Annotated in this window: 25 protein-coding genes; 7 read left to right on the forward strand and 18 right to left on the reverse strand. The window is 68.2% G+C overall.

Annotated features, from left to right (window positions below):
- Window positions 1–502: 502 nt before the first annotated feature.
- The 12 genes from MKK63_RS21190 to MKK63_RS21245 form a co-directional block, all read right to left on the reverse strand.
- Window positions 503–874 carry a heme utilization protein gene (locus MKK63_RS21190; RefSeq protein WP_244005304.1) on the reverse strand — a complete coding sequence of 124 codons (372 nt, stop codon included), beginning with the start codon at window positions 872–874 and terminating at the stop codon, window positions 503–505.
- 362 nt (window positions 875–1,236) lie between these two features.
- Complete coding sequence (locus MKK63_RS21195) at window positions 1,237–1,875, reverse strand: hemerythrin domain-containing protein (RefSeq protein WP_244005305.1); 639 nt, start codon at window positions 1,873–1,875, stop codon at window positions 1,237–1,239.
- 62 nt (window positions 1,876–1,937) lie between these two features.
- Entirely contained in the window at window positions 1,938–2,426 is a 489-nt protein-coding gene (locus tag MKK63_RS21200; RefSeq protein WP_244005307.1) for a hypothetical protein, read from the reverse strand.
- 506 nt (window positions 2,427–2,932) lie between these two features.
- Complete coding sequence (locus MKK63_RS21205; protein ID WP_244005309.1) at window positions 2,933–3,082, reverse strand: hypothetical protein; 150 nt, start codon at window positions 3,080–3,082, stop codon at window positions 2,933–2,935.
- Window positions 3,079–3,345 (reverse strand): hypothetical protein, encoded by a 267-nt coding sequence (locus tag MKK63_RS21210; RefSeq protein ID WP_244005311.1) that lies wholly within the window; start codon window positions 3,343–3,345, stop codon window positions 3,079–3,081. Before MKK63_RS21210 ends, MKK63_RS21205 begins: the two co-directional genes overlap by 4 nt.
- Window positions 3,346–3,429: 84 nt before the next feature.
- Window positions 3,430–5,028: an ABC transporter substrate-binding protein gene (locus MKK63_RS21215; protein ID WP_244005313.1), complete on the reverse strand. Its 1,599-nt coding sequence runs from the start codon at window positions 5,026–5,028 to the stop codon at window positions 3,430–3,432.
- Window positions 5,029–6,048: 1,020 nt separating this feature from the next.
- Window positions 6,049–6,627, reverse strand: coding sequence for a hypothetical protein (locus MKK63_RS21220; protein ID WP_244005315.1), 579 nt, complete (start codon window positions 6,625–6,627; stop codon window positions 6,049–6,051).
- 49 nt (window positions 6,628–6,676) lie between these two features.
- Window positions 6,677–7,456, reverse strand: coding sequence for an amino acid ABC transporter ATP-binding protein (locus tag MKK63_RS21225; protein WP_244005317.1), 780 nt, complete (start codon window positions 7,454–7,456; stop codon window positions 6,677–6,679).
- A complete protein-coding gene (locus tag MKK63_RS21230; protein WP_244005319.1) occupies window positions 7,449–8,105 on the reverse strand; it encodes an amino acid ABC transporter permease in 657 nt (218 codons plus the stop codon). Before MKK63_RS21230 ends, MKK63_RS21225 begins: the two co-directional genes overlap by 8 nt.
- Entirely contained in the window at window positions 8,102–8,755 is a 654-nt protein-coding gene (locus MKK63_RS21235) for an amino acid ABC transporter permease (protein WP_244005321.1), read from the reverse strand. The genes MKK63_RS21230 and MKK63_RS21235 overlap by 4 nt, the downstream gene beginning before the upstream one ends.
- A 76-nt stretch (window positions 8,756–8,831) precedes the next feature.
- Entirely contained in the window at window positions 8,832–9,662 is an 831-nt protein-coding gene (locus tag MKK63_RS21240; protein WP_244005323.1) for a transporter substrate-binding domain-containing protein, read from the reverse strand.
- A 3-nt stretch (window positions 9,663–9,665) separates the two neighbouring features.
- The gene (locus MKK63_RS21245; RefSeq protein WP_244005351.1) at window positions 9,666–10,073 is read right to left on the reverse strand and encodes a RidA family protein; all 408 of its coding nucleotides are present in this window, start codon (window positions 10,071–10,073) and stop codon (window positions 9,666–9,668) included.
- 222 nt (window positions 10,074–10,295) lie between these two features.
- Here MKK63_RS21245 and MKK63_RS21250 point away from each other — a divergent pair, with 222 nt between their 5' ends.
- Entirely contained in the window at window positions 10,296–11,699 is a 1,404-nt protein-coding gene (locus MKK63_RS21250) for a PLP-dependent aminotransferase family protein (protein WP_244005325.1), read from the forward strand.
- A gap of 54 nt (window positions 11,700–11,753) precedes the next feature.
- Here MKK63_RS21250 and MKK63_RS21255 read toward each other — a convergent pair whose 3' ends face one another.
- Window positions 11,754–12,440, reverse strand: a complete 687-nt coding sequence (locus MKK63_RS21255; RefSeq protein WP_244005327.1) for a hypothetical protein — start codon at window positions 12,438–12,440, stop codon at window positions 11,754–11,756.
- A 263-nt stretch (window positions 12,441–12,703) separates the two neighbouring features.
- Here MKK63_RS21255 and MKK63_RS21260 point away from each other — a divergent pair, with 263 nt between their 5' ends.
- The 4 genes from MKK63_RS21260 to MKK63_RS21275 all read left to right on the forward strand — a co-directional run bounded on the left by MKK63_RS21260 (window position 12,704) and on the right by MKK63_RS21275 (window position 16,312).
- Window positions 12,704–12,961 (forward strand): hypothetical protein, encoded by a 258-nt coding sequence (locus tag MKK63_RS21260; protein WP_244005329.1) that lies wholly within the window; start codon window positions 12,704–12,706, stop codon window positions 12,959–12,961.
- 234 nt (window positions 12,962–13,195) lie between these two features.
- The gene (locus tag MKK63_RS21265) at window positions 13,196–14,413 is read left to right on the forward strand and encodes an FAD-dependent monooxygenase (RefSeq protein WP_244005331.1); all 1,218 of its coding nucleotides are present in this window, start codon (window positions 13,196–13,198) and stop codon (window positions 14,411–14,413) included.
- Between the two features lie 319 nt (window positions 14,414–14,732).
- Window positions 14,733–15,557, forward strand: coding sequence for an enoyl-CoA hydratase/isomerase family protein (locus MKK63_RS21270; protein WP_244005333.1), 825 nt, complete (start codon window positions 14,733–14,735; stop codon window positions 15,555–15,557).
- 509 nt (window positions 15,558–16,066) lie between these two features.
- Complete coding sequence (locus MKK63_RS21275; RefSeq protein WP_244005335.1) at window positions 16,067–16,312, forward strand: hypothetical protein; 246 nt, start codon at window positions 16,067–16,069, stop codon at window positions 16,310–16,312.
- Between the two features lie 23 nt (window positions 16,313–16,335).
- Here the strand turns inward: MKK63_RS21275 and MKK63_RS21280 are convergent, their stop codons facing one another.
- On the reverse strand, window positions 16,336–17,871 hold the full coding sequence (locus MKK63_RS21280) for a sensor domain-containing diguanylate cyclase (protein WP_244005338.1): 1,536 nt from the start codon (window positions 17,869–17,871) through the stop codon (window positions 16,336–16,338).
- A gap of 256 nt (window positions 17,872–18,127) precedes the next feature.
- On the opposite strand from MKK63_RS21280, the gene MKK63_RS21285 reads away from it, so the two are divergent.
- Complete coding sequence (locus MKK63_RS21285) at window positions 18,128–18,355, forward strand: hypothetical protein (protein ID WP_244005339.1); 228 nt, start codon at window positions 18,128–18,130, stop codon at window positions 18,353–18,355.
- 84 nt (window positions 18,356–18,439) lie between these two features.
- Here the strand turns inward: MKK63_RS21285 and MKK63_RS21290 are convergent, their stop codons facing one another.
- Window positions 18,440–18,703, reverse strand: a complete 264-nt coding sequence (locus MKK63_RS21290; RefSeq protein ID WP_244005341.1) for a hypothetical protein — start codon at window positions 18,701–18,703, stop codon at window positions 18,440–18,442.
- Between the two features lie 212 nt (window positions 18,704–18,915).
- Between MKK63_RS21290 and MKK63_RS21295 the strand changes: the two genes are divergently transcribed.
- The gene (locus tag MKK63_RS21295; protein WP_244005343.1) at window positions 18,916–19,206 is read left to right on the forward strand and encodes a hypothetical protein; all 291 of its coding nucleotides are present in this window, start codon (window positions 18,916–18,918) and stop codon (window positions 19,204–19,206) included.
- A 3-nt stretch (window positions 19,207–19,209) separates the two neighbouring features.
- On the opposite strand, the gene MKK63_RS21300 is transcribed toward MKK63_RS21295, so the two are convergent.
- From MKK63_RS21300 to MKK63_RS21310, 3 genes are all read right to left on the reverse strand, one after another.
- Window positions 19,210–20,013: a class II aldolase/adducin family protein gene (locus MKK63_RS21300; RefSeq protein ID WP_244005345.1), complete on the reverse strand. Its 804-nt coding sequence runs from the start codon at window positions 20,011–20,013 to the stop codon at window positions 19,210–19,212.
- Window positions 20,014–20,128: 115 nt separating this feature from the next.
- Complete coding sequence (locus tag MKK63_RS21305) at window positions 20,129–20,485, reverse strand: hypothetical protein (RefSeq protein ID WP_244005347.1); 357 nt, start codon at window positions 20,483–20,485, stop codon at window positions 20,129–20,131.
- Between the two features lie 133 nt (window positions 20,486–20,618).
- Entirely contained in the window at window positions 20,619–20,780 is a 162-nt protein-coding gene (locus tag MKK63_RS21310) for a hypothetical protein (RefSeq protein WP_244005349.1), read from the reverse strand.
- Window positions 20,781–21,670: the final 890 nt, after the last annotated feature.

The following is a 21,670-nucleotide window of genomic DNA, read 5'->3' on the forward strand; positions in this document are numbered from 1 at the left end:
ACCCGAGACGGTCATCGCCCGCTACCGCGAGCACGTGGCTGCAAACACGAAGCGCTTGCTGGCCGTCTGAGCACAGCCCCCACGGTCCACGACACTTGTCTGCCGCCTGGGTCGGCAAGCGCGACCTGTCCCCTCTCCCGTTCGGGAGAGGGTTGCGGTGAGGGTCGAGAACTCTCAAAATCGAGCGCACCCTTGAAGCCCTGACGCGGCAGTCTTTTCCGGACAGGTCTCATCCTTGCCCCGGCTTTCTGCGAAAGCAGACCTCTCCCGCACGGGAGAGGGGACCCGTGCCCTATTCGGCGACGGTGGCGTCACTGTTGTCTACCGTGCACAGCCCCCTCGCGCGCTTCGCAGAACACTGGAGACACCCAGCGAAGCTGGCGACGGCACAAACTCACTAGTGCTCTGACGCATTCACTTCGTTCATGCGAACGAGCACGAGTTCTTTGGTTCTGCATCAATTTTTCCAGACTCGGCTGACGCCTCCGTCTGGATCGATGCACTAGCCCGAGCGTTGAGCGCTCCAGCTGCCGCTGCACGCCACGAGGCCGCCTGATGTGCGCCACGTCCCGCTGCCGTTGCCCTTCGCGGTCAAGCTGCCGGCGATCGGCACCTTGTTCGAGCCCTGTGTGATCGTGGCCTGCACGGCGCCACCGGCGGAGACACCGCCATCAATGTCGATTTCCTCGCCGGGGATCGAGGCGTCACTGTCCTTGATCCGCACGCGATAGCGCGTGTTGGCCGCGCAGGGCCCGTCGACCGTGGTGGCCACGATGGTCCAGGAGCCGTCGAACTGGTTCGGCACACGCAGGTTCTTCGACGCGGCGTAAACCGGGCTGTGAATGCCTGCAGTCAGGCCGGCGACGAGGATCAAGAGAGAGGTACGTGCCACAGATCGCTCCGACGGTCGCGCCGCCGGTAGTGACCACGCCTCGGCAGAACGGGGGGGCCGGCTCAATAGTTTCAGACACGGCAAGGTTTGTGCTGCGAGCAAAAGCTTAGAGCGCGCTGGCCGGCGTCAACGATCTGTTAACCATAAGCGTCCAGGGAACTGCCAGCGATCGGCTGGGGCTGAGCGCCGGACGAGCAGCACCGGAACCGAGGTGCCGCCGCGTCGGCGTCGTCGCAACAAGCCCGCACCTGGAACACCAGGGCGGGCTTTTCTCATCGTATTGAGCGGCGGGGCGCCAGCCAGGGAGAGGCGCATCTTCGCGCGCTATCGCCTCAATGCTGCGATCAACGCGGCATGGGGCGGACTGCCTGCCGGGGAACACGCTCGACATCCTCGGCAGCTCGGCTTGACCGCGATCGACCGAAGCGTCCGCTATTCCAAATCAGATAACCGAGGCCAAAAGCTACCCCGGCAAGCGTGGCGACGAGGGTAACCTCGTTCGACATGACCCCGGCCGCGCGGCCCCGCCTGCGGGTCCGAAGGGCGTTCGTCTTCGCGCGCACGAAAGCCCGTGTGGCGGCCGCGACCTCCTCGGGGGAGAAGAGTGCCTGAGCTGCTGGGATCAGTTCGTGAACGTGCCGGTGCAGGTGCTGGTCCACGAGGAAAGTCGCATCCTCAAAGGTGTCGAGCCAGCCGGCCGAGGCCTTTGTGCGGTCATGGGCGAGCTGTTGGAGTTGACGCCTGAACTCTGCGTGGCCGCGGTGCAGTTCTTCGATCAATGCGCGTGTCTGGCTCTCCCGGCTCAGGGGACCGGTGAGGCTTGCATCGACGGCGATCGCATGCAGCTTCAATTCGTCCATGAGATCGGCCAGCATCTGCTCCCGGCCGCCAACGGCACGGGGATCATTGAGCGCAAGCGGGATATCGCGGATCAGCCCCCCGATGTTTTGGTGATCGCGCTCGATGAGCTGCCAGAGTGTCACGCGCTTCTCCCTTGTCCGTGTCATGTCAACGACTGTGAGCCTCTGAAGTTTTCTGTAATGTGCTATGATCTAACGATGGTCAGCTCCTGAAGGCGAAGATCAATTGCGCGGACGAGTTCCTCGGCAGCCCTGGCAAGGGTAGCATTGCGCGATAGCGCACCTGCGGCTTGCTGCAGCGTGCGAAACTCCTGAAGGCGCGCGACTGGATCGCCCCCTTTGGCGATCGCTGACTGTACGAGGCCTCGGACCAGCTCTTGCGCCAAGTGCGCATCAGGGCCCGGCGCGACCCAGCCCGACGACGGCGGAATGGCCGTGTTCATGCCCGTTTCGGAGGTCGAGCGGATCAGCCTTCGCCACTTCGGATATCGTCGACCACCCACGCGCTCGATCAGGCCTTCACCCTCCAGGACGTCGCAGGCCAGTTTGACGACCTCAGCCCGCCGCCGCGCCGTGATGCTGGCCCGCTCGGCAAGCTGCAGCGTGCTGATCGGCTCGTCGGTCAGAGCGATCAGGATGCGGGCGCGGATCGAGAGATGTCGGCTTACGGTCACACGAACTCAATTTGCCACGAAAGCGACCGTTCACCGTTCACCGTCGCTGGATCCGCACCGGTTTGGCAGTCTGACTATTGAGGGATCCGTTGAAAGTCCGCGCCAACCCATGTTGGGCAACCGCGCTTCCAGCCGCATCGTCACAGTACTGGCCGTGCCATGGCTCGGCGGCATGGCCGCCGAATTTGCTCCCACCATGCTTCCCAACGCCGCCGCGGTGTGACGCAGCGCCCTTGAAGACCCGTCTCCGCACGTGCCGCGGTATCTCACCTCAACCCGGATCGCGTTTGAGCGTGGCTCGGGTCTCGTGGCCAGACGGCCCGCAACACGCATCTCACCGGCCTCATTCACACGCAAGCGGACGCGCCCCGATTGGAACCGGAAACGATCCGTTAATTTAACCTACGTGTAAATTGCGGTGGAGCGTCAGTGTGAGCTTTACGGTTGTAGGCCCCAGGGACGACCACGAACTGGAGGACGCGGTACGTCGCGGTGTCGCTGACGGATTAGCCCGGATGCTCGGCGTGCCGAAACACCCAGTCGGCGTTCAAGCGTTCCTCGATAAGAACGCCCATGAATCCGACGAAGGCCGTGAGGATCGGAGCGAGCCAACGCGCCGCCTCTCCAAGGCCGTAGCCGAAGTCTGAACCGCTCATCCCTGGAGCGGGAAGCCCATGAGTGTGGCGGTCTTCGCCATCGGGCGGCGCAGGTCCGGACTGGTCGCTGCGTCGGCCAAGAGCTTCTTGGCCTGCGGGTGCATCTCGATCGCTTTAGACACGTCGACGGTGTGGCCGGACTTGAAGGCGAATGGCTCGGTGTTGTCGTCCTTCAGGTAGGCGGTTGTCGCCGCTTCGATCGCCTCATCCATCACCTCAGGCTTGCGACGCAGGTCGCTTATATTGGGGATCTCTTTGGCCATGACGGTGAGCTATGGCGGAGCCCCTGCCCCGTCCATCATGCTTCCTCTACAGCCTGTGACGCACTTCCAGGCGCCACACCCGGATCAGGCTTCTCGACGAGCGTTCCAAAACACGAACTGATCCTGGACGATGTCGCGGATCTCGCGCCGGTAGGCGGTCCGGTAGAAATACTGACCGGTCGGCAGGTATGGGACGTGCGTCATGGCCGCTACCTGTAGGTCGCGGGCGATTGCCTGCCGAGCGGTATTGTCAGGCGCCTCGATCCAGGCCTCGCGCAGGGTCTCGATCTCCGGGATGTCTGGCCAGCCGAAGAAACCCCTCTGGCCGCCGCAACGCAGGACCTGCTCGGCGACCGGGTTGGTCATGTCGAGGCCGGTCCAGGTCGTGTTGAAGATGCTCCAGCCGCCCTGGTCCGGCGCGGCCTTGCTGGCGCGGCGGCTCACCACGCTGCCCCAGTCGGTGACGACGTATTGTACGTTCATCCCGAGCCGCCTCAACAGGTCGTTCATGACTTCACCGAGCGCCCCGAGCACCGGATTGTCGCTCGCCGCCATCAGCACGACGCGCTCGCCCTTGTAGCCGGCGGCGATCAGGTCTCGCTTGGCGCGCTCCAAATCCCGCTTGCGCGTGAGCACGTCGAGGCCAGACTCGTTGGCCATAGGCGTGCCCGGGGTAAAGATCCCGACGCCGGTGCGCCAAAGCTTCCGATCATCGCCACCCGCCGCGGCCATGAAGTCCTCCTGCGACAGGGCTTCGAGCACGACTCGCCGGACCGCCGGCTTATCGAAGGGCGGGTGAAGGTGGTTCATCACCGCGGTGCCGAGATTGCCCAGGCGGCCGGCGAGCTGCGTGACGATCTGCGGATTGCTCTGGAGGCTCGGCAACAGGTCGTTGATCGGGTTCTCCCACCAGTCGACTTCGCCGTTCTGGAGCGCGGCGGAGGCGGTCCCGGGATCGGGCATGATCTGCCACTCCACCCGCTCGAAATGGACGCGCTCCGGTCCGGCCGCCCACGAGACGTCACCGCTCTCGCGGGGTCGATAGTCAGGATTACGGTCGTAGACGACCCGGGCGCCGACCAGCCGCTCCTTGGTGTTGAAGCGGAACGGGCCGGAGCCGATCACCTCCGGGATTTGCTGCGCCGGGTCGATGCTGGCGAGGCGCTCCGGCATGATCATCAGCGCGGGCGGGCCGAGCTTGGCGAGGGTGTCCAGCATCAGCCCGTAGGGCCGCTTCAGGCGGATCATGAAACTGCGGTCGTCCAGCTCGCTCATGGTGTCCGTTCGAGCCATCAGCGCTTGGCCAAGGCTGTCGCGCTGGGCCCAGCGCCTGATCGACGCGATGCAGTCGCGGCCGCGAACGGCCTCGCCGTCGTGGAACCTCAGCCCCTCCCGAAGGCGAAAGGTCCAGATCAAACCGTCCGCCTCGACGTTATGGCCCTCGACCATCTGAGGCTGCGGCCTCAGCTGCGCGTCGAGGCCGTAGAGCTGGTCGAAGACCATGAGCGCGTGATGGCGGGTGATGTAGGCGGTGGTCGTCACCGGATCGACGATGGTCAGGTCGGATTGCGGGACGAAGCGCAGTACGCTGGCGCGGCTACCCTGGGCGATCGCCGGGCGCGCCGGCAGGAAAGACACGGTGCTGGCCGCCTCCGCACCGCCGAGGAAGGTTCGTCGCAGCATGGTTTCGAACTCCGGACGTCGCGCGCGAGGAGGGCGCCGGATCGAACTGCAAGACACGTTCCCAGTCCGCGCAGACGCAGTCCATGCCCCTGCTCATCCGCGTCGAGCGCAGGCCTCCGCAGGCTGCTGGCCGCGCGGCCACATCATCACCGCTCGCCCGGCTTCGTGTGCATCCCGACCGCGTCCGCAACTGGTCGCAAAACGCCGGGTCTCCTTGGCTGTCAGAGCGCCGCGTAGCCCGATCGTGACGTGGCGGGACCGTCCGGCTGATCAATCCTGCACGAGATCGTTGCGGCGCCTGGAGGCGAACACGCGCAGGCCATAGCCCGGGAGCTCATCGCATCACAGGAAGTCGTCGCCACCCGGGGCTCGGCCGCGGTCACGGTGCGCTTCGTGATTTTCGTCCTGGCTACCATCCGGAATTACTGAAGCAATCTGCGTCCATACCCGGTGATAGTAAAAAATACGAGTATATAAGCAAATCTCTTTAGGGCAAAAACTTCGTAGTGATTGGCTGTCTCGGGCCATCATCGGAAAACGTGTCAGGGTAATACTTCGAGGGCAAAGGTCACACGTTCGAGCCGTGACGGGGGCGCCGATCTCCTCGACGCCGGAGCACGGCCTGCTGTCGCCGCCTTTCGACCCGGGTTAACGCCGTGCCGCCGGCCTGTTTGGACAGGCGGGGATCACGGCACCCCTCGGCTTGAGAGTTTGTGGCTCCCGTGATGGCGTGAGCCATGGCGCCCCTTCCCTAGTGCTCTGACGCATTCACTTCGTTCATGCGAGTGAGCACGAGTTCTTTGGTTTTGCATCAATTTTTCCGGACTCGGCTGACGCCTCCGCCTGGATCGATGCACTAGGGCCAATGGCCCCCACACAGGGACTGTAGGAGGGGCCAGCGGGGGGCAGGGGCGCTATGTGGGACCCCAAAATAGGGAGGACCCAAAACCAGGCTTGGCCCTAAGGGTCAAGGTCGGACGTGCTCAAAGAGGCTGAAGGTTCGAGTGTTCAGGCGATTTGCTAACGACTCGGGCCGTCCGCCCGATGCCGGGCTGCCAGTTTTTCAAGACGCTCGATGATGACGTCATGCAATCGGCTCGCAAGGTCGTTCATTTTATCGATCACGGTATTGAGTTCGTTCAAATTAATCTCGCGCTTGCTGAACATGCTGCTGGACGATGGGTTGGGCGATTCAAGGAAGATCCGTCCCGTTTCGTGGGTCCACCAGATCCCCTGCGCGTAGTCGCTGCGGCTTTCGCTGATAGACGCGAAATCATCGATGATGAAATCCCAAGTCGCGCCCCGGCTCTGGTTTACCTGCGCCTCTTCCAACAAGGAGCGCATGACATTGATGCGGGCCTGCTGATCGGTGATACTATAGAAGATCTGTCGCACAGGCGCGTCATAGCCGCCGATAAGCTCGGACATGACCTCGCTCATGCTTCGCTCGAGCAGCGGGAAAAACGTGACGATCCGGCCAATCGCCAGGACGAAATCGTCGTTCGCGAGTCCCGATTCGAAGCGCCCGTCCGGCGTGTGGCCGACCTGCTTCGGCAGCCGGCCGAACCGCGTAGGAAGCTTGCTGCGGGGTGTGTTCATCGGCGGGAGACTAGAACCGGGCCCGATCGCGTTGCAATCGGTCACGGCTCTAGGGCGTCGATGACCCGCGAAGGATGAAGCCCTTGGCCCGGTCGGTCCGGGGTGCGGTGAAGAAGTCGTGCGGGGTCGCGACCTCTCGGATGCAGCCCCCCTCCATGAACACGATCGTGTCGGCCACGTCGCGGGCGAAGCTCATCTCGTGGGTCACGATCACCATGGTCAGTCCCTCCCGCGCGAGTTCCCGGATGACGCCGAGCACCTCGCCGACCATTTCGGGATCGAGGGCGCTGGTCGGTTCGTCGAACAGGATGACCCGCGGCCGCATCGCGAGGGCGCGGCTGATCGCGACGCGCTGCTTCTGGCCGCCGGACAACGTGTGCGGGTACATGTCGGCTTTCTCGGCCAGGCCCACCCGCGCCAGGATGCTCCGGCCCTCCGCCTCGGCCTCCCGCCTCGGACGTCCCAGGACGTGGACGGGCGCCTCGGTCACGTTGCCGAGCACCGTCAGGTGCGGCCACAGGGCGAAGTGCTGGAACACCATGGCGATGCGGGTTCGCGCCGCGGCCAGCGCGCGGCGGTCCATGGGCCGTGCCGCCTTGCCCGTCCCGATCCGCCCGATCGGCGCGCCGTCGATGCGGATCGAGCCTGCGCTCGGCTCTTCCAACCAGTTGAGGCAGCGCAGCAAGGTCGACTTGCCCGAGCCGCTCGGCCCCAGGATGCAGGTCGTCGTGCCGGGGGCGATGTCGAGGTCGATGTCGCGGAGGGCTTCGAAGCCGCCGAAATCCTTGCACACGCCGCGCACCGCGATGGCGGGAACGGTCTCAGCCATAGCGCAGCCTCCTCACCCGCTCCATCCGGCGCACGCCCTCCTCGACCACCAACGACAGGAGCAGGTAGAGGCCGACCGCCGCCGCGAAGGGCGCGAACGGCGTGAAGTGGTTGGCGCTGACGAAATTCGCCGCGAAGGTCAGTTCCTGCACCGTGATGATCATCAGGAGCGCGCTGTCGCGGATGGTCGTGATGATCTGGTTTCCGATCATCGGCGCGGCCGTGATGGCGACCTGGGGGAGGATGATGCGCCGGTACAGCAGGCTGCGCGACAGGCCGAAGGCCTGGGCGGCCTCGATGTCGTCCTTCGCCACGGCGCGGAAGGCGGACCGGAAGATCTCCGCCAGATAGGCCGTGGTGTAGAGTGTCAGCGACACGAGGCCCGCCCACCAGGAATCGAGCCGGAGGCCGAGTTCGGGCAGGCCGTAATAGACGACATAGGCGAGCAGCAGGAACGGCACGCAGCGCAGGAGATCGACCAGCTCCGCCAGAAGGCGGCGCAGAGGCGCCGCCGCTTCCGTGAGGACGACCGCACCGAGGACGCCCAGGGGGAGGCTGAGCAGGAGGCAGCCCAGCACCAGCGACACGGTGTTGCCCGCGCCCCACAGGAAGACGGCCCGGTTCTCCCAGACGACCTGAAGTCCGTTCACGGGCTCACCGCTCCGAAACGCCGGCCGATCCTGCGCTCGAGGACGCGCTGACCGCGGACGATCGCCGCGATCAGCGCGGTGTAGATCAGCGTGGCGACGAGGAAGGGCGGCAGGGGCTCGTAGGTCTCGGCGCCGACCCGGCTGGCCGCGCGCGTGATCTCGACGACCCCGATGACCGCCACCGCCGGGGTGCATTTCAGCAGGATCGTGACTTCGCTGACCAGCGGCCCGAGATTCGCCCGCCAGATCTGCGGAAAGACGATGCGCGTGAAGGTGCCGGCCTCCGACAGGCCGAAGGCCAGGGCGGCCTCCCGCTGATCCCGCGGAAAGCTCTGCAGGGCCGAACGCCAGATCTCGCTGCTGAACGCCGCCGTGTTCAGGGTGAGCGCGAGGATCGCGGCCGGCACCGGGTCCAGCTCCAGGCCGGCAGAGGGCAGGATGAAGTAGACGAACAGGACGAGGGTCACGAACGGCGTCGCCCGCACGACGCTGACGACGGTCGCCAGGAGGCCCGCGACGACCGGGACGCGGCGCCAGCGCAGGAGCGCGATCAGCAGCCCGAGCGGCAGGCTCAGGAGGATGCTGACGGCGGCCAGCGCGGCGGTGACCACCGTGCCGTCGAGGATCGTCCGGATTGCCGGCCAGGTCATGGCCCGTTCCCCCGCGCGTCACGGGACGTCGCCGCGCGACGTCCGCCTCCCGGGTCCCCGCCTCCCGGGTCCCCGCTTACTTGGTCGGTGCGGACGGCATGTCCCTGAAGGCCCGGCCGAGCCACTTCTCCTGCAGGGCGTAGAGTTCGCCGCTCGCCCGCACCTTCGCCATGAACCGGTTCAGGTCGTCGAGCAGGCCGTCATTGCCCTTGGCCACGGCCCAGGCCGCGTAGGTCGGCGCGCCGACCGCCTCGCCCATCCTGAAGCGCTTGGGCTGATCCTTCGTCAGGCTGACGAGGTTCACGACGCCGTTGATCACGTAGTCGAGCCGCCCGTTGGCGAGGTCCTGATAGGCATCCGGAAGCGAGGTGTACTGAACCACCTTGCCGAGCTTGCCCCCGGTCTTAGCGAGGGTGGGTTCGAGATCGGCCAGGGCCGCGTAGGATGCGCCGCCGGACTGCACGCCCACCGCCTTGCCCGCGAGATCCGGCACCCCCTTGATCCGGGTCTCGTCGGCGCGGACCACGTAATACTGGGTCGCCTCGGCGATCGGCATCGTGAACGCGAGGCTCTGGATGCGGTCCGGCGTGATCACGGCGGCGGTCAGCGCCACGTCGTATTTACCGGTCGCGACGCCGGCCAGCAGCCCTGTCCAAGGGATGATCTGCTGGTCGATCCGGAACGGCACGTCCTTGCGCAGCAGCGCGAGGAGCGCGTGGTCGAGACCCATCGGCTTGCCGTTCTCGACATATTCGAACGGCTTGTAGCTGTCCTCGGTCGCGACGACCATCGTGCCCCTGGCCTTGATCGCGTCGAGGCTCGCCGCGGACGACAGGGCGGTCCCGCCCAGAAGGATGGCCGCCGCGGCCGCCGCGATGCCGATGATGTGGCCCCGAACAGGAGACATGGCTCAGTCCTTTCGCGCGTTCGATGCGGGAGCCGGTGCGGTGCCACGACGGGCGATCAGGTCGATCTCGACCAGGGCGTCGTAGGCGAGACCCGTCGTGCCCACGCAGGTTCGCGCCGGCAGCCGATCGGGTGGGAAGAAGGACTTGTAGGTCTCGTTGAACGTCGCGTAGTCCCGCTTGAATTCCGTCAGGAAGGCACGGGCGACGACGACGTCCGCGAGGCCGAGGCCGAGGCCGACCAGGACCGTCTCGAGATTGGCCATCACGTTGCGGGTCTGCGCTTCGATCCCGTCGGGCAGGATGCCGGGGCAGGCCGGCGTATCGGGCATCTGTCCCGTCACGAACACGAAGCCGTCGGCCTCGACCGCGTGGCTGAAGGGGGCGACCGGCCGCGGCCCGCCGGGGATCATGTGAAACACCGTCGCCGAGGCCGATGAGGGCTGCTGCACCGCGATCTCCGTTCCGCGGGCCGCGCCCGCACCCTGTCGCTGGCCCCGCGTCTGGGCCACATTGTCATGGTCAGGCTAGGCGGTATTGTCCCGATTGGCGCGACGATATTGGCGGCATCGCGCGCGAATTTCGGCCTGCGATGCGCGCCGACCGAGACAATCACTGGGACAATCGGAGCGGGGATGAGACCCGGATGGACGGAGGCCGTCGCGCGGACGGCAGGGCCCCGCTACCGCGCCATCGTGGGCGCGGTCGAGATCGCGTTGCGCACGGGCGCCCTGCGACCGGGCGACCGGTTGCCGCCCCAGCGCGACCTGGCCGCGTGGCTCGCCCTCAATATCGGGACGGTCGGCCGGGCCTATGCCGAGATGCAGGCAACGGGTCTCGCCCGCGGCGAGGTCGGCCGCGGCACCTTCCTCAACCCGATGCAGGAGCCGGACGGACCGTCATCGCTGCGGGGGCAGAGCCCGCGCCGGACCTTCATCGACCTGTCGCACAACTTCCCGGCGCATGCGATGCGCCACCCCGCGCTGGAGCTGATCCGTCCCGAATTCGAGGGTGCTTGCGATATCGGGACGCTGCTGGCGAGCCAGGTCGATATCGGCCTTCCCGCACATCGCCTGATCGCGGCGCGATGGCTCGGGCGCTTCGGGATCGCGGCCGAGCCCGATGCGGTGCTGATCACGTGCGGCGGCCAGCACGGCCTGCTGCTCGCGCTCATGGCGCTGACCCGCCCGGGCGATGCCGTCCTGGCGGAGGAACTGGCCTTCTACGGTCTGAAATCCGCGGCCGGCATGCTGGGCCGCGCGCTGGTCGGCGTTCGCATGGACCGCGAAGGGATCGTGCCGGACTACCTCGATGTGGTCTGCCGGCGGACCGGCGCGAAGGTTCTGGTCTGCACGCCGACGCTGCACAACCCGACGACCGCCACGATGTCGGACGACCGGCGGCGGCAGGTGGCGGACGTCTGTGCGCGCCACGACGTCCTGATCGTCGAGGACGATGTCTACGGCTTCCTGGGCGATCCGCCCCTGCGGCCGCTGGCTGCGCTGGCGCCGGACCGGGTCGTGCACATCTCGAGCCTGTCGAAGCTGGCGGGCCCGGGCCTGCGCATCGGGTTCCTGCGCGTACCCCGCCCTCTGATCGACGCCTTCGGGATCGCGATGCGGGCGAGCACGCTCATGGCCTCGCCGTTCACCGCGGACTGGGCGACCCGCCTTCTGGCATCGCCGCGGATCGACCGGATCGTCGCGGCGATGCGCGCGGAAACCCAAGCCCGTCAGGCCCTGGTGGCCGCGCTGCTGCCGGCGCAGGCCGTCATGGCCCACCCGAACGCCTATTACGTCTGCCTGAAGCTGAGGAACGGCTGGTCGGCGGAGGCCTACACGCAGGCCGCGGAGGCACGCGGCGTGGGGGTGACCCCGCTGAGCCTGTTCGAGGTCTCGTCGACGCACCCGAGCGATGCGGTCCGGATCTGCGTCAACGCGGCGCCGGACCGGGAGACGCTGCGCGGGGCCCTGGAGACGCTTACAACCCTGCTCGATTCAGGGGGGCCCCCGACCGTCCGGTTTCGGGCCGCGGTCTGAAGCCCGTCGAACGGTCGCGATGGGCGCGCCGTCGGAGGTAGGCCTGCCGCCGCGTCACGCGCGCTCAACTCTGGCCGGAGCAGCCTCCTCCCATTCACGATCCTGCTTCGCGAGCAGCGCGGCGCGATGGGCCGCGCTGGCCTCCGGTTCCGTCGGCGGCGCGTCCATGGCCGCCTGGGCGGACCGGGCCGCGTCCGTCCTGCCCCCGCCCAGGACGCGGGCGAGCGTCGTGACGATGCGATCCACATCGTGAGGCATCACGGCGCCTGTCACAAGAAGTGCGAGGCGTGAACGGCCGGCCATCTCCGCGCAGGAGCCTCCGGCCAAGCCCAGCGCCGCGATGGCGTCGGCATCCAGAGGCAGATGTTCGACCGGCATGTCGGCCAATCGCCCGAGCCTGCGCGCGCCCGTGGCCGCGGGTGTATGCACCTCGCGGGCGCCCGGCAGCCACCGCGCGCTCTCGTGGAGGAGGAACGTCCGGACGCGTTCGACGCGGATCGGGCCGAACTTCCGGATGCTGGCGATCGCATCCGGGGATGTCTGAGCCAGATGGCCGAGATCCCGGTACCCGGCCTTGCGCAGGCGCGCCCGCAGGGAGGCCGTCAGGAAACCGCGGCCGAAGCCCGACGCCGAGAGACGCTCAATCACATCGGGGGGCAGGTCGTCGAACAGCGGGAGCCGACCGCTGATCTCGTCGAACAGGCTGTCGGACGTGACGGTGCGAGGGAATCGGCCGGGCATCGCCGCCGATAGGGCGATTTCCGGATTCCCGCAACGGTCTGCCGGCGCAGGCCTTCGCGCTGTCGGCTCGGCCCGCCATCCGACCCGCGACGAACGCGCGAGGCCAGCCGAAAGCCGCCAGTCCGCTTCGGAGACGGTGCGCCGAGGGCCATCACCGGGACGTCGGATCGGTCTCGCGTCGCGGGACCTGAGGTCATCGGGCCGTCATACCATCCGCCTAGGGCACGCCCCTCGCCGGCGCGACCGGCCTGCCGCAGGCTCCGATGTTCACGCATAACTGTCTGGATCCGCACGATCCCTTCGCGGAGCGCGAGGTGCTGGTCGCGTTCACCATCGACGCGTCCGGCATCCGTCTCCTCGCCGCCAGGGATGCCGAGGGCCACGACATCCTGCCCGATCTGGTCGACGCTCAGCGCGACGACCTGCGGTGCGAACTCGCCGCGCAGCATTGGTGCCCAGGTGTGGACGGCGCGACTTCGGGCAGGCCGGATCGTCCGGCCCAGGCGGGCCCTGGTCGATAAGGCGGGATGCCGTCCGGCGGGCGGCTCCGACGCTGCGCTTGTCCCAGGGGGCGGCGATCCCGTCCGGAGGCGAGCCCTGGAGTGAGACTTGGGAGGCGTTCGCGCCGGGGTACCGCGGGCACCCGGGTTGCACGGCGGGACCATGTTCAACCGGGACGGGCGGCTGCGCGTCCAGGACCGAAGCAACCCGTTCCCCGCAGCCGTGTTGCGTAAGCCGGAAGGTTTGAGTCCCGCATGGCCCGTCGCATCCTGATCACCGGCGCGAGCATCGCCGGCAACACCGCCGCGTGGTGGCTCGGCCGTTACGGCTTCGACGTCACCGTGGTGGAGCGTGCCCCCGCGTTCCGGGACGGGGGGCAGAACGTCGATGTCCGTGGCGTCGGGCGCGAGGCGCTGCGCCGCATGGGCCTGGAGCGGGCCGCCCTTGAGGCCGGGACCGGCGAGGAGGGCACCGCCTGGGTCGATGGGCGCGGCCGCGCCGTCGCACGGTTCGGCCTCGACCGGGCCGCGGGCGACGGCCCGACGGCCGAGATGGAGATCCTGCGCGGCGACCTTGCGCGCCTCCTCTACGCGCCGGCCCGGGAGCGGGCGCAGTATCGCTTCGGCGACCACTTGATGCGCCTCGACGAGGAGGAGGACGGCGTGCGCGTCGGCTTCGCCAGCGGCGCCGTCGCGCGCTACGACGCGGTGATCGTCGCCGAGGGCGTAGGCTCGGCCACCCGCGAACGCGTCTTCCCAGGGGAGAACGTGCCGCGGTGGATGGACCTGACCATCGCGTATTTCACGATTCCGAGGACGCCCGACGACGACCGGGACTGGCGCTGGTTCAACGCGACGGGTGGACGCGGCATCTCGCTGAGGCCGGACTGGCACGGCACCACCCGCGCGATGCTGATGCTCCGCCAGCCGCCGGGCGGGGAGCAGGATTGGGACGCCGCCCGGCAGAAGGCCTACCTGCGCGATCGGTTCGCGGATGCCGGATGGCAGGCCGGGCGCGTCCTCGCCGGCCTGGAGACGACGGACGACTTCTACGTCGACGTCCTGCGGCAGGTGCGGATGAAGCGCTGGTCGTCCGGGCGCGTCGTGCTGACCGGCGATGCCGCGTGGTGCGCGACGCCGCTCGCCGGCATCGGCACGACGCTGGCGGTCACCGGCGCCACAATTCTGGCCGGCGCGCTGGCGCAGACGGACGACATCGCGGCGGCCTTCGCGGACTACGAGCACGCCCTGCGTCCGTTCGTCGAGAAGGGGCAGGGCGTGCCGAAGATCGCGCCGAGGCTGATGAACCCGCGCACCCGGCTCGGCATCGGCCTGCTGCACGGCGCGCTGCGGATCGCGAGCCAGCCCGCGGTGCGCCGGCTGGGCGCCAAGCTCTCCGGCGGGCGCACCGGGGAGCCCGATCTGGCCCGGTACGCGACCGCCGTCACACAGCCTCCGCCGCCCCGACCCTGATCGCGTTTCCCCCTCCCCCACGGCCTGAGATGTTCACATCCGGGTTTCTGCGCGGCGGGTCGATCCCCCTCTCTCCACCAGCGGAACGAGTGGGGAAACCGCGTCCGGTCTCGGCGCAGCCGGCACGCTGCGTCTCCGGTCGTCTGCCCGGGAGGGGGCCCGGCGCTCGGGATCATCCGGTCCGGAACAGAGGGGTTGCTGGCACTGGTCGGCCTGCCGCCGCGCCCGGACGGCGCCCGCCCGGCCATGCCCTGGCCGATCCCGGGGCGCGGGGCGCATAACGACGCCCCGTCAAATCGATGGTCCGACCGAGGCATTCATGACCGAGGCATCCATGACCGAGGCACCCCTGCACGAGACCTACGCCACCCTGACGACCGAACGGCCCCACGCCGACGTGCTCCTCGTGACCCTGGCCCGGCCCGAGGCCGCGAACGCGATGAACACCCAGATGGGCCGCGACCTGTTCACGCTGTTCGACGGGCTCATCGCCGAGCCCGGCCGGTGTCGCGCGATCGTGCTGACCGGGGCCGGCGAGACGGCCTTCTGCGCCGGCGGCGACCTCAAGGAGCGCGACGGCATGACCGACGAGGCCTGGCAGGACCAGCACCGCGTGTTCGAGCGCGGCATCCGCGCCCTCGTCGAGTGCCCGATCCCGGTCATCGCGGCGGTGAACGGGGCCGCCTATGGCGGCGGCTGCGAGATCGCCCTCGCGTGCGACTTCATCTACGCGGCCCGGCACGCCCGGTTCGCGCTGCCGGAGGTGACGCTCGGCATCATGCCGGGGGTGGGCGGCACGCAGACCCTGCCGCGCGCGGTGGGGGAGCGGCGGGCCAAGGAACTCCTCCTGTCCGGCCGCCCCTGGTCGGCCGAGGAGGCGGCGGCCTGGGGCATGGTCAACCGGGTCTGCGACGGCGGGGGGCTCCGCGCCGAGGCCCTCGACACGGCCGCCACCATCGCGGGGAACGCGCCGATCGCCATCCGCCAGGCCAAGCACGCCCTGCATCACGGCCTGTCCCTGTCGCTCGCCGACGGCATGCTGTTCGAGATCGAAGCCTACAACCGCATGGTCCCGACCGCGGACCGGCGGGAGGGCATCCGCGCCTTCAACGAGAAGAGGAAGCCGGTCTTCAGCGGCCGCTGAGCGCCTGTTCGACCGGGCTCACCACATCGTGTGGCGGCCCGACCCGACCCCCGCCCACGCCGTGCTCCGGGAGCCCAGCCCTCTCGGCAGCCCTTCCCCTGCCCCACGCAGACGCGCCGGCGGAGGATCGGAACCCCCGATCTGTGTGCGAAATGTCGCATTCATCCGGCAGTCAGGACGATAGTGTTTATATTGGCTGACGCTGCCGGAAACACTTTGTTACGTCAGCGCTGCCTTCGAGTTTGCGCCAATGATCGACAGAGCGTGGCATAGTCCAATATCGAGATTGTTTCGCCGGGTCCGGAACTGGTACGAGAGTTTGCCCGTCCAGGCCGCTTTCTCGTTCCGAACGTGTTTTCTGCTTGTCTGGACCATGATTATCACTGCGGTCACGTACAGCCTGGTTGACCTGATGCCGTCATGATGGTGCGGCGCAATATTGTGGAAGCTTGCTAAGCTTTAACAGATCGGTCTACGTAAGCGCACCGTATCGGCAATCCGGTGGCCGCATGCTCTACATTCTGGTCGCGGCTTTGGGCGTTGCCGTCGCCCGTCAATTCTCTTGGTTCGGCGTCTTCGCCATCAGCACGATCCTGGCCGTCGCCATGGGCGTCGAAGGCGCGCTCCACGATCGGACCCTGGTGAAGGTGCTGCATCGCGACTGGGAAGTGATCGTCACCTTCCAGGCCGCCTATGTCGCCCACATCGTGTGGGACGTGTACGGCCCGCGCCTGATGGCCCGGCTCGGCCGCTAACGGCCCCCTCCTCTCACGCGCTTTCAGGCGCGTCCGACCAGCTGCAGGCTGCTCCGCTGGGGCGCGGGGGCCTGCGTGGCGGCGATGCGGGTCTGGTTGCGGCCGCCCTCCTTGGCTGCGTAAAGGGCTTCGTCGGCCCGGCGATACAGGTCCGGTAGGTCCGCGCTGCCCCCCGGCCCCGCGCAGGCGAGCCCGATGCTGACCGTCACGGACCCCGCCCCGATCCCCGCGGACGGAACTGTCAGCGCGGCGACCTCGGCATGGACCTTGTCGGCGATGCGCGCGGCGCCCGCGCCGTCGGTCTCCGGCAGCAGGAAGGCGAATTCCTCGCCGCCGATGCGGCTGACGAGATCCTCCGGCCGGTGCACGCTCGCGGCGAGGCGGCGGGCGAGCGCCTTCAGGATCGCGTCCCCCACCGGGTGCCCGTAGCGGTCGTTGTAGCGCTTGAAGTGATCCGCATCGACGATCAGCAGCGACAGCGGCCGGCCGTCGCGCCGGGCCGTCTCGATCGCCTGGGCGAACCGGTCTTCGAACCAGCGGCGGTTCGGCAAGCCGGTCAGGGCGTCGGTGCGCGACAGGGCGGCCAGCTCCTCCTGCATCGCCTCCCGGCGGCGCAGCTCGCGCCCGAACAGCAGCGAGAGCACGATCGTGAGGCCGCACAGGACCAGCGTGATGCCGCCGATGGTGACGGCCTTGGCGAACCACGCCGCCTCCACGTCCCGGGTCGACAGGGCGACGTTCAGGATCAGCGGAAGCGTCCCGACCGGCGCGAAGGTGTAGAACCGCTCGACCCCGTCGCGCGTGGATGTGCCGACGAAGCTGCCCTCGCGGTCGCGCACGAAGCGCCGGAAGGTCGGGGCCTGCGCGATGTTCGCCCCGATGTCGGCCTCCGTGGAGGGGTAGCGCATGATGCGGGTGCCGTCCGCGAGGTACAGGTTGATCGCGCCGCCGGGGCCGAGGTCGATCTCGCGGAACAGGTGCTCGAAGTAGGACAGCTTCACGGTGCCCAGGACCACGCCGCCGAAACGCCCGTCGGGCCGGTTGATGCGCCGGCTGAACGGCAGCATCCGCTCGCCGGTCAGGCGCGAGACGATCGGGCGGCCGACCTGGAGGCCCAGCCCGTCATGCGCCTGATGGATCTTGAAGTATTCGCGGTCCGCATAGTTGCCCACCCGCGGCGGCACCGCGCCGATGTCGTCGGTGATGTTGCCCTGCGCGTCGATCACCAGCATCACGCCCAGGTCGCGGGCGGTCGCGGCGCGGTCGAACAGGATGAGCTGGCGCATCTGGGGATCGGCCTGCGCGAGGCCGGGCGCCGCGAGGTTCTCCACGGTCGCCTGGAGCGAGAGGTCGTAGAGCTCGGCGTTGCGCGCGATGTCGCGTTCCAGGACCTGCAGGAGGTTCCGGGACGTCTGCTCGGTCCGGTCCCAGGCGTCCCGGCGCAGGTCGGCCAGCATCAGGCCGGTGACCGCGACCATGCCGACCGGGGCCAGCACGCCCAGCGTGCTCCACGTCCGGGCCGACCGAAGCCACGCATGGAGGTGGCCCAACCGAAACATCTGTAAATCCACGCCAACGTGTCGATTAATACCAGTAGATCAGCATGTATGACTGAATCGTTACCTGAACCCCGTGGGTTCCAGCAGATCTGACCCGAAACGCGCTACCGCGGCGTGGACGCGGGGAACGTGTCCCGCGGTGTGGCGCGTCCGATCGCCAAGTATCCACAACAAATCCATGGGGGCGCAATTCTGTACCGATACCCGGATATGCTGCGAAGGACTATATGGCTCTGGCTTGGAGCGCGGGACCGACATGTCGGACGAGGACGCCTTTGCCCAGGAGATCGCGGCGCTCCTGATCGCCGACATCAAGACGTCGGGCGCGCGCAGCCGGGCCGAGCTGGAGGAGGCCTGCCGGATCTCGCTCCGGAGCCTCCTGGGCGAGGCCGAGGTGCCGCAGCAGATCGCCGTGCTGATGCCGATCGGCCTGGAGCGCTGGCCGCGGGTGGTCGTGAAGGGGCAGCGCCTGCCGGACGTCTGAGCACCCTATGCTGGTTTCGAAAGGCCGAGCCCTTTCGCGGGTCCAGGGCAGGGCCCTGGTGCCGGGCGTTGTCCGGTGCCGGGCTTAGCGCCCGATCACGCCCGTCCCGGCGCCGGGGGGAAGCGCGTTCGGGCCGGTGTTCGGGGCCGGCGTCGCGGCCTGGTTCCGCTGGATGTCCATGCGCAGCATATCGGACTGGGTGGTCTGCTCCTGCCGCAGGCCGCGCATCTGGCTGCTCGATTCCATGGACTGGTTGGCGGCGTTGGGATTGGTCTGCTGGACCTGGGCCAGGGCGGGGGTGGCGAGGGCGGCCGACAGGCCGAGGCCGGCGAGGATGAGGCTGCGCATGATCGGGCTTCCGTGTGGAGGTCTCTCCCCGGTTTGACCGATCGGGGGCCCGCTAGGTTCCGGGATGCCGCCGGGGGGTGACGCGATGGCCCACCCGCTGGGCCAACCCGGCGGGCGGATGGTTAGCCGATCCCTCCCTGGCCTCCGGCGTCTTTACGCGTTGTTAACGGCTCCCGGAGGAGTCTGCCGACGACGAGGGGGAGTGGCCCGGGATGCGTGTTCTGACGGAGGCGGACGAGCAAGCGGTCGAGCGCCTGACGTTCCAGCTGCTCAACGACGCCTATTGCGATCTCGCGGCCGTGCTCCGCGGCGCGCAGCCCCAGGCCGCCGCCGCGATCCTCGGCGTGATGGAGCAGCGGGTGACCGACGTGCTCAGCCGGATCTGCCAGCAGGGCCTGGAGGGGCCGGCCTCGGTGGCGATCGCGATCGCGGTCGGCGAGCGGATCGGCGCGATCATGGATCAGGCCCACGGCCGCGACACGCAATCCGCCCTGGCGGCTTGAGCCTCAGTCGTTTGCGAAAAAATCCGGATCGGTGCGCGCCAGCATCCGCTTGAACGCGGCCCATTCGTTGTCAGGCGCGCCCTGGACCACGACACGGTCGTAGCCGGCGGCGTATTGCCCGGCGGTCTTGGCCGCGACAGCGGCGGAGGGCCGAATCACCGGCGCGCCCGCGGCCTGGATCGCGAGCTGCGCCCGGCACGACCGTTCCATGTTGTGCATCAGCCGGAACGCCTCGCCGACCGTGCGCCCGCAGGTCAGCAGCCCGTGGTTGCGCAGGACCATGACGGGCTTGTCGCCGAGATCGGCCACGAGGCGCTGGCGCTCGTTGAGGTCGAGGGCGATGCCCTCATAGGCGTGGTAGGCGACGCGCCCCGCGAACTGCATCGACCACTGATTGAGGGCCAAGAGCCCCTCCTCCTGGCAGGATACCGCGACGCCCGCCACCGTGTGGGTGTGGAGCACGCAGACCGCGTCGTGGCGGGCGGCGTGGATGGCGCTGTGGATCGTGAACCCGGCCGGGTTGATGCCGAGCCCCATCGGATCCGCGATCACCCGTCCGTCGCTATCGACGGTGACGAGGTTTTGGGGCGTCACCTCCTCGAAGCGCATCCCGTAGGGGTTGATGAGGAACCGGTGCCCGCCCCCCGGCAGCCGCGCCGAGATGTGGGTGTAGATGCTGTCGTCGAGCCCCAGCCGGTGGATCAGCCGGTAGGCGGCCGCGAGATCGACCCGCATGGTTTGGATCTCGGCGGCGAGGTCGGAGGTTTTGGGGTGCTCCGCGACGAGGGCGGGTGAGGCGGCGTTCATGCGACGGCTCCCTGTGGCGCTTGGGATCGCGAGGCGACGCGGGCGGTCCCGGTACAGCCGCAAGGTGCACCATCGCTTGTCCGGCGTACAGGGCGGCCGGCTTCGGTACGGCCCGTCAGGCCGGCTCGCCGCCGAGATCGAGCCGGGCCTGAACGGATCGTGCGGCCACGCTCAGGCGCAGGCCGTTCTGCTCGATGAGGCCCGCCTCGACCAGGGCGGTCACGTCCTCGTGGACGCGTCGGTAATTTCGGCCGATGCTTCCGGCGAGGGCGCGGATCGAGGGGGCCGGCTCGCGGGCCAAATGCTTGAGCAGGCGCAAACGAGGCGAGGTTAGGACCGAGAGCCGCGTCTCGAAGTCATGGAATACCAGTACGCGGCGGGGCTCATGCACCTCACCCCGCTCGGCGGCTTCCCACGCCTCGACGAACTGCCGCCCCAGCTCCTCGGCCGACGTTCCGACCTCGATGCTCATAGCTCACCTCCGCGCATCGCGCGCACCTCATCGAGGAATACGCGGACCAGCTCGCGCACCGATACGAACGTGTAAGAGGCCTCGACGTCCCCCCGATGCACGTGATCCCCCTTGCCGGTCTCGTTGTCGTAGCTCAGGAGCCGGGCCCCGGCACGCCATAGAAGAAGCGGTACTTGAACCCATGCGTCGAGCCGCGAACGCATTCCGTGCCTGGCAGCCGCCATGCGACGAGTTGAAGGATCGCCCCATCCGGATACGTCTTCTTCGCATCGAGAATCAGGGTCGCGGCCGCCATGTCGGCATATGGCAACGCCGATAAATGGCGATCAAGGCATAACACTGGATCCGGTCGACGAATGACCGCCGCGCGTCCTGGTTTGGTTGTCCTCGGAACAGCAGCGGGGAGTTGGAGTGCCGCTCGGCAGCGCGCAAGAATCCGAGCTAATATACCTCACCCTGAAGTGCGATGCCATGCGACCCTGTGCTCGTAAGTCTCATGCGTCGCCAGCAGATCTGAGGCTTTGAATTAGCTGCTATGCTTCCCCAGCAGTGCCTCAAATGCAGTGTATCTACACCGAGGAAGGAGCCCATCGGGAAAGCAGCCGCTTGAGCCCAGCTCTTGACAAAATTCCCAATCCATGCTTCAAGTCTCTCACCCCGCCGCGACGCGTCGTGAGACGCTTCGGGGCGTCGGTCCGGTCAGCCGCCGGGCCGGCGGCGGTGGGGCGGTGCCCGCGTCTGCCGTCGGCTGCGGCAGCCCCGGGCGCGGGACTCGACACCCCCCGGCTCGGGCTGGGCGGCGGCCGGCGGAGGAAATGCCACGGTCGTTCAGGCCAGAGGCCGACCCTGTCCTGGGCGGTGTGGAGGTCTACGGCGCTCTCCACGACGAGAGGGCGTGCGACGAAGGCTCGCTCGGAAGCCACCGGGGTGCCACAGGGCAACCCAGAGGTCTTAGCGTAGGTTCGAGCCCCCCGCGTGACGGACACCGGATGCAGGATCGGACGCAGGGGTCGAAACCGGCCCAGGCGTCCGCGGGACGCCGGGAAGCCGGCATTGACAACGTTGTGTTCGGGCTTCGCGGCGTCCCGCGTCACCCCGGTGACAACAGGGTTTGGCCATGCCCCCGGCGGCGCAGCGCGCGGGGCCGCGGAGGTGTGCCCTCCCTCCCCCCTCTGCGGGGGAGGG

Origin of the sequence: Methylobacterium sp. J-088, from assembly GCF_022829295.1 — a bacterium.
In the GTDB taxonomy this organism is placed as follows: domain Bacteria; phylum Pseudomonadota; class Alphaproteobacteria; order Rhizobiales; family Beijerinckiaceae; genus Methylobacterium.

Bases quoted from the DNA above. Each gene is read 5' to 3' on its own strand.
- MKK63_RS21205 (WP_244005309.1), bottom strand. From the start codon at position 3,082: ATGAGCGGTTCAGACTTCGGCTACGGCCTTGGAGAGGCGGCGCGTTGG.
- MKK63_RS21210 (WP_244005311.1), bottom strand. From the start codon at position 3,345: ATGGCCAAAGAGATCCCCAATATAAGCGACCTGCGTCGCAAGCCTGAG.
- MKK63_RS21215 (WP_244005313.1), bottom strand. From the start codon at position 5,028: ATGCTGCGACGAACCTTCCTCGGCGGTGCGGAGGCGGCCAGCACCGTG.
- MKK63_RS21220 (WP_244005315.1), bottom strand. From the start codon at position 6,627: ATGAACACACCCCGCAGCAAGCTTCCTACGCGGTTCGGCCGGCTGCCG.
- MKK63_RS21225 (WP_244005317.1), bottom strand. From the start codon at position 7,456: ATGGCTGAGACCGTTCCCGCCATCGCGGTGCGCGGCGTGTGCAAGGAT.
- MKK63_RS21235 (WP_244005321.1), bottom strand. From the start codon at position 8,755: ATGACCTGGCCGGCAATCCGGACGATCCTCGACGGCACGGTGGTCACC.
- MKK63_RS21240 (WP_244005323.1), bottom strand. From the start codon at position 9,662: ATGTCTCCTGTTCGGGGCCACATCATCGGCATCGCGGCGGCCGCGGCG.
- MKK63_RS21245 (WP_244005351.1), bottom strand. From the start codon at position 10,073: ATGATCCCCGGCGGGCCGCGGCCGGTCGCCCCCTTCAGCCACGCGGTC.
- MKK63_RS21250 (WP_244005325.1), top strand. From the start codon at position 10,296: ATGAGACCCGGATGGACGGAGGCCGTCGCGCGGACGGCAGGGCCCCGC.
- MKK63_RS21255 (WP_244005327.1), bottom strand. From the start codon at position 12,440: ATGCCCGGCCGATTCCCTCGCACCGTCACGTCCGACAGCCTGTTCGAC.
- MKK63_RS21260 (WP_244005329.1), top strand. From the start codon at position 12,704: ATGTTCACGCATAACTGTCTGGATCCGCACGATCCCTTCGCGGAGCGC.
- MKK63_RS21265 (WP_244005331.1), top strand. From the start codon at position 13,196: ATGGCCCGTCGCATCCTGATCACCGGCGCGAGCATCGCCGGCAACACC.
- MKK63_RS21270 (WP_244005333.1), top strand. From the start codon at position 14,733: ATGACCGAGGCATCCATGACCGAGGCACCCCTGCACGAGACCTACGCC.
- MKK63_RS21275 (WP_244005335.1), top strand. From the start codon at position 16,067: ATGCTCTACATTCTGGTCGCGGCTTTGGGCGTTGCCGTCGCCCGTCAA.
- MKK63_RS21280 (WP_244005338.1), bottom strand. From the start codon at position 17,871: ATGTTTCGGTTGGGCCACCTCCATGCGTGGCTTCGGTCGGCCCGGACG.
- MKK63_RS21285 (WP_244005339.1), top strand. From the start codon at position 18,128: ATGTCGGACGAGGACGCCTTTGCCCAGGAGATCGCGGCGCTCCTGATC.
- MKK63_RS21290 (WP_244005341.1), bottom strand. From the start codon at position 18,703: ATGCGCAGCCTCATCCTCGCCGGCCTCGGCCTGTCGGCCGCCCTCGCC.
- MKK63_RS21295 (WP_244005343.1), top strand. From the start codon at position 18,916: ATGCGTGTTCTGACGGAGGCGGACGAGCAAGCGGTCGAGCGCCTGACG.
- MKK63_RS21300 (WP_244005345.1), bottom strand. From the start codon at position 20,013: ATGAACGCCGCCTCACCCGCCCTCGTCGCGGAGCACCCCAAAACCTCC.
- MKK63_RS21305 (WP_244005347.1), bottom strand. From the start codon at position 20,485: ATGAGCATCGAGGTCGGAACGTCGGCCGAGGAGCTGGGGCGGCAGTTC.
- MKK63_RS21310 (WP_244005349.1), bottom strand. From the start codon at position 20,780: ATGGCGGCCGCGACCCTGATTCTCGATGCGAAGAAGACGTATCCGGAT.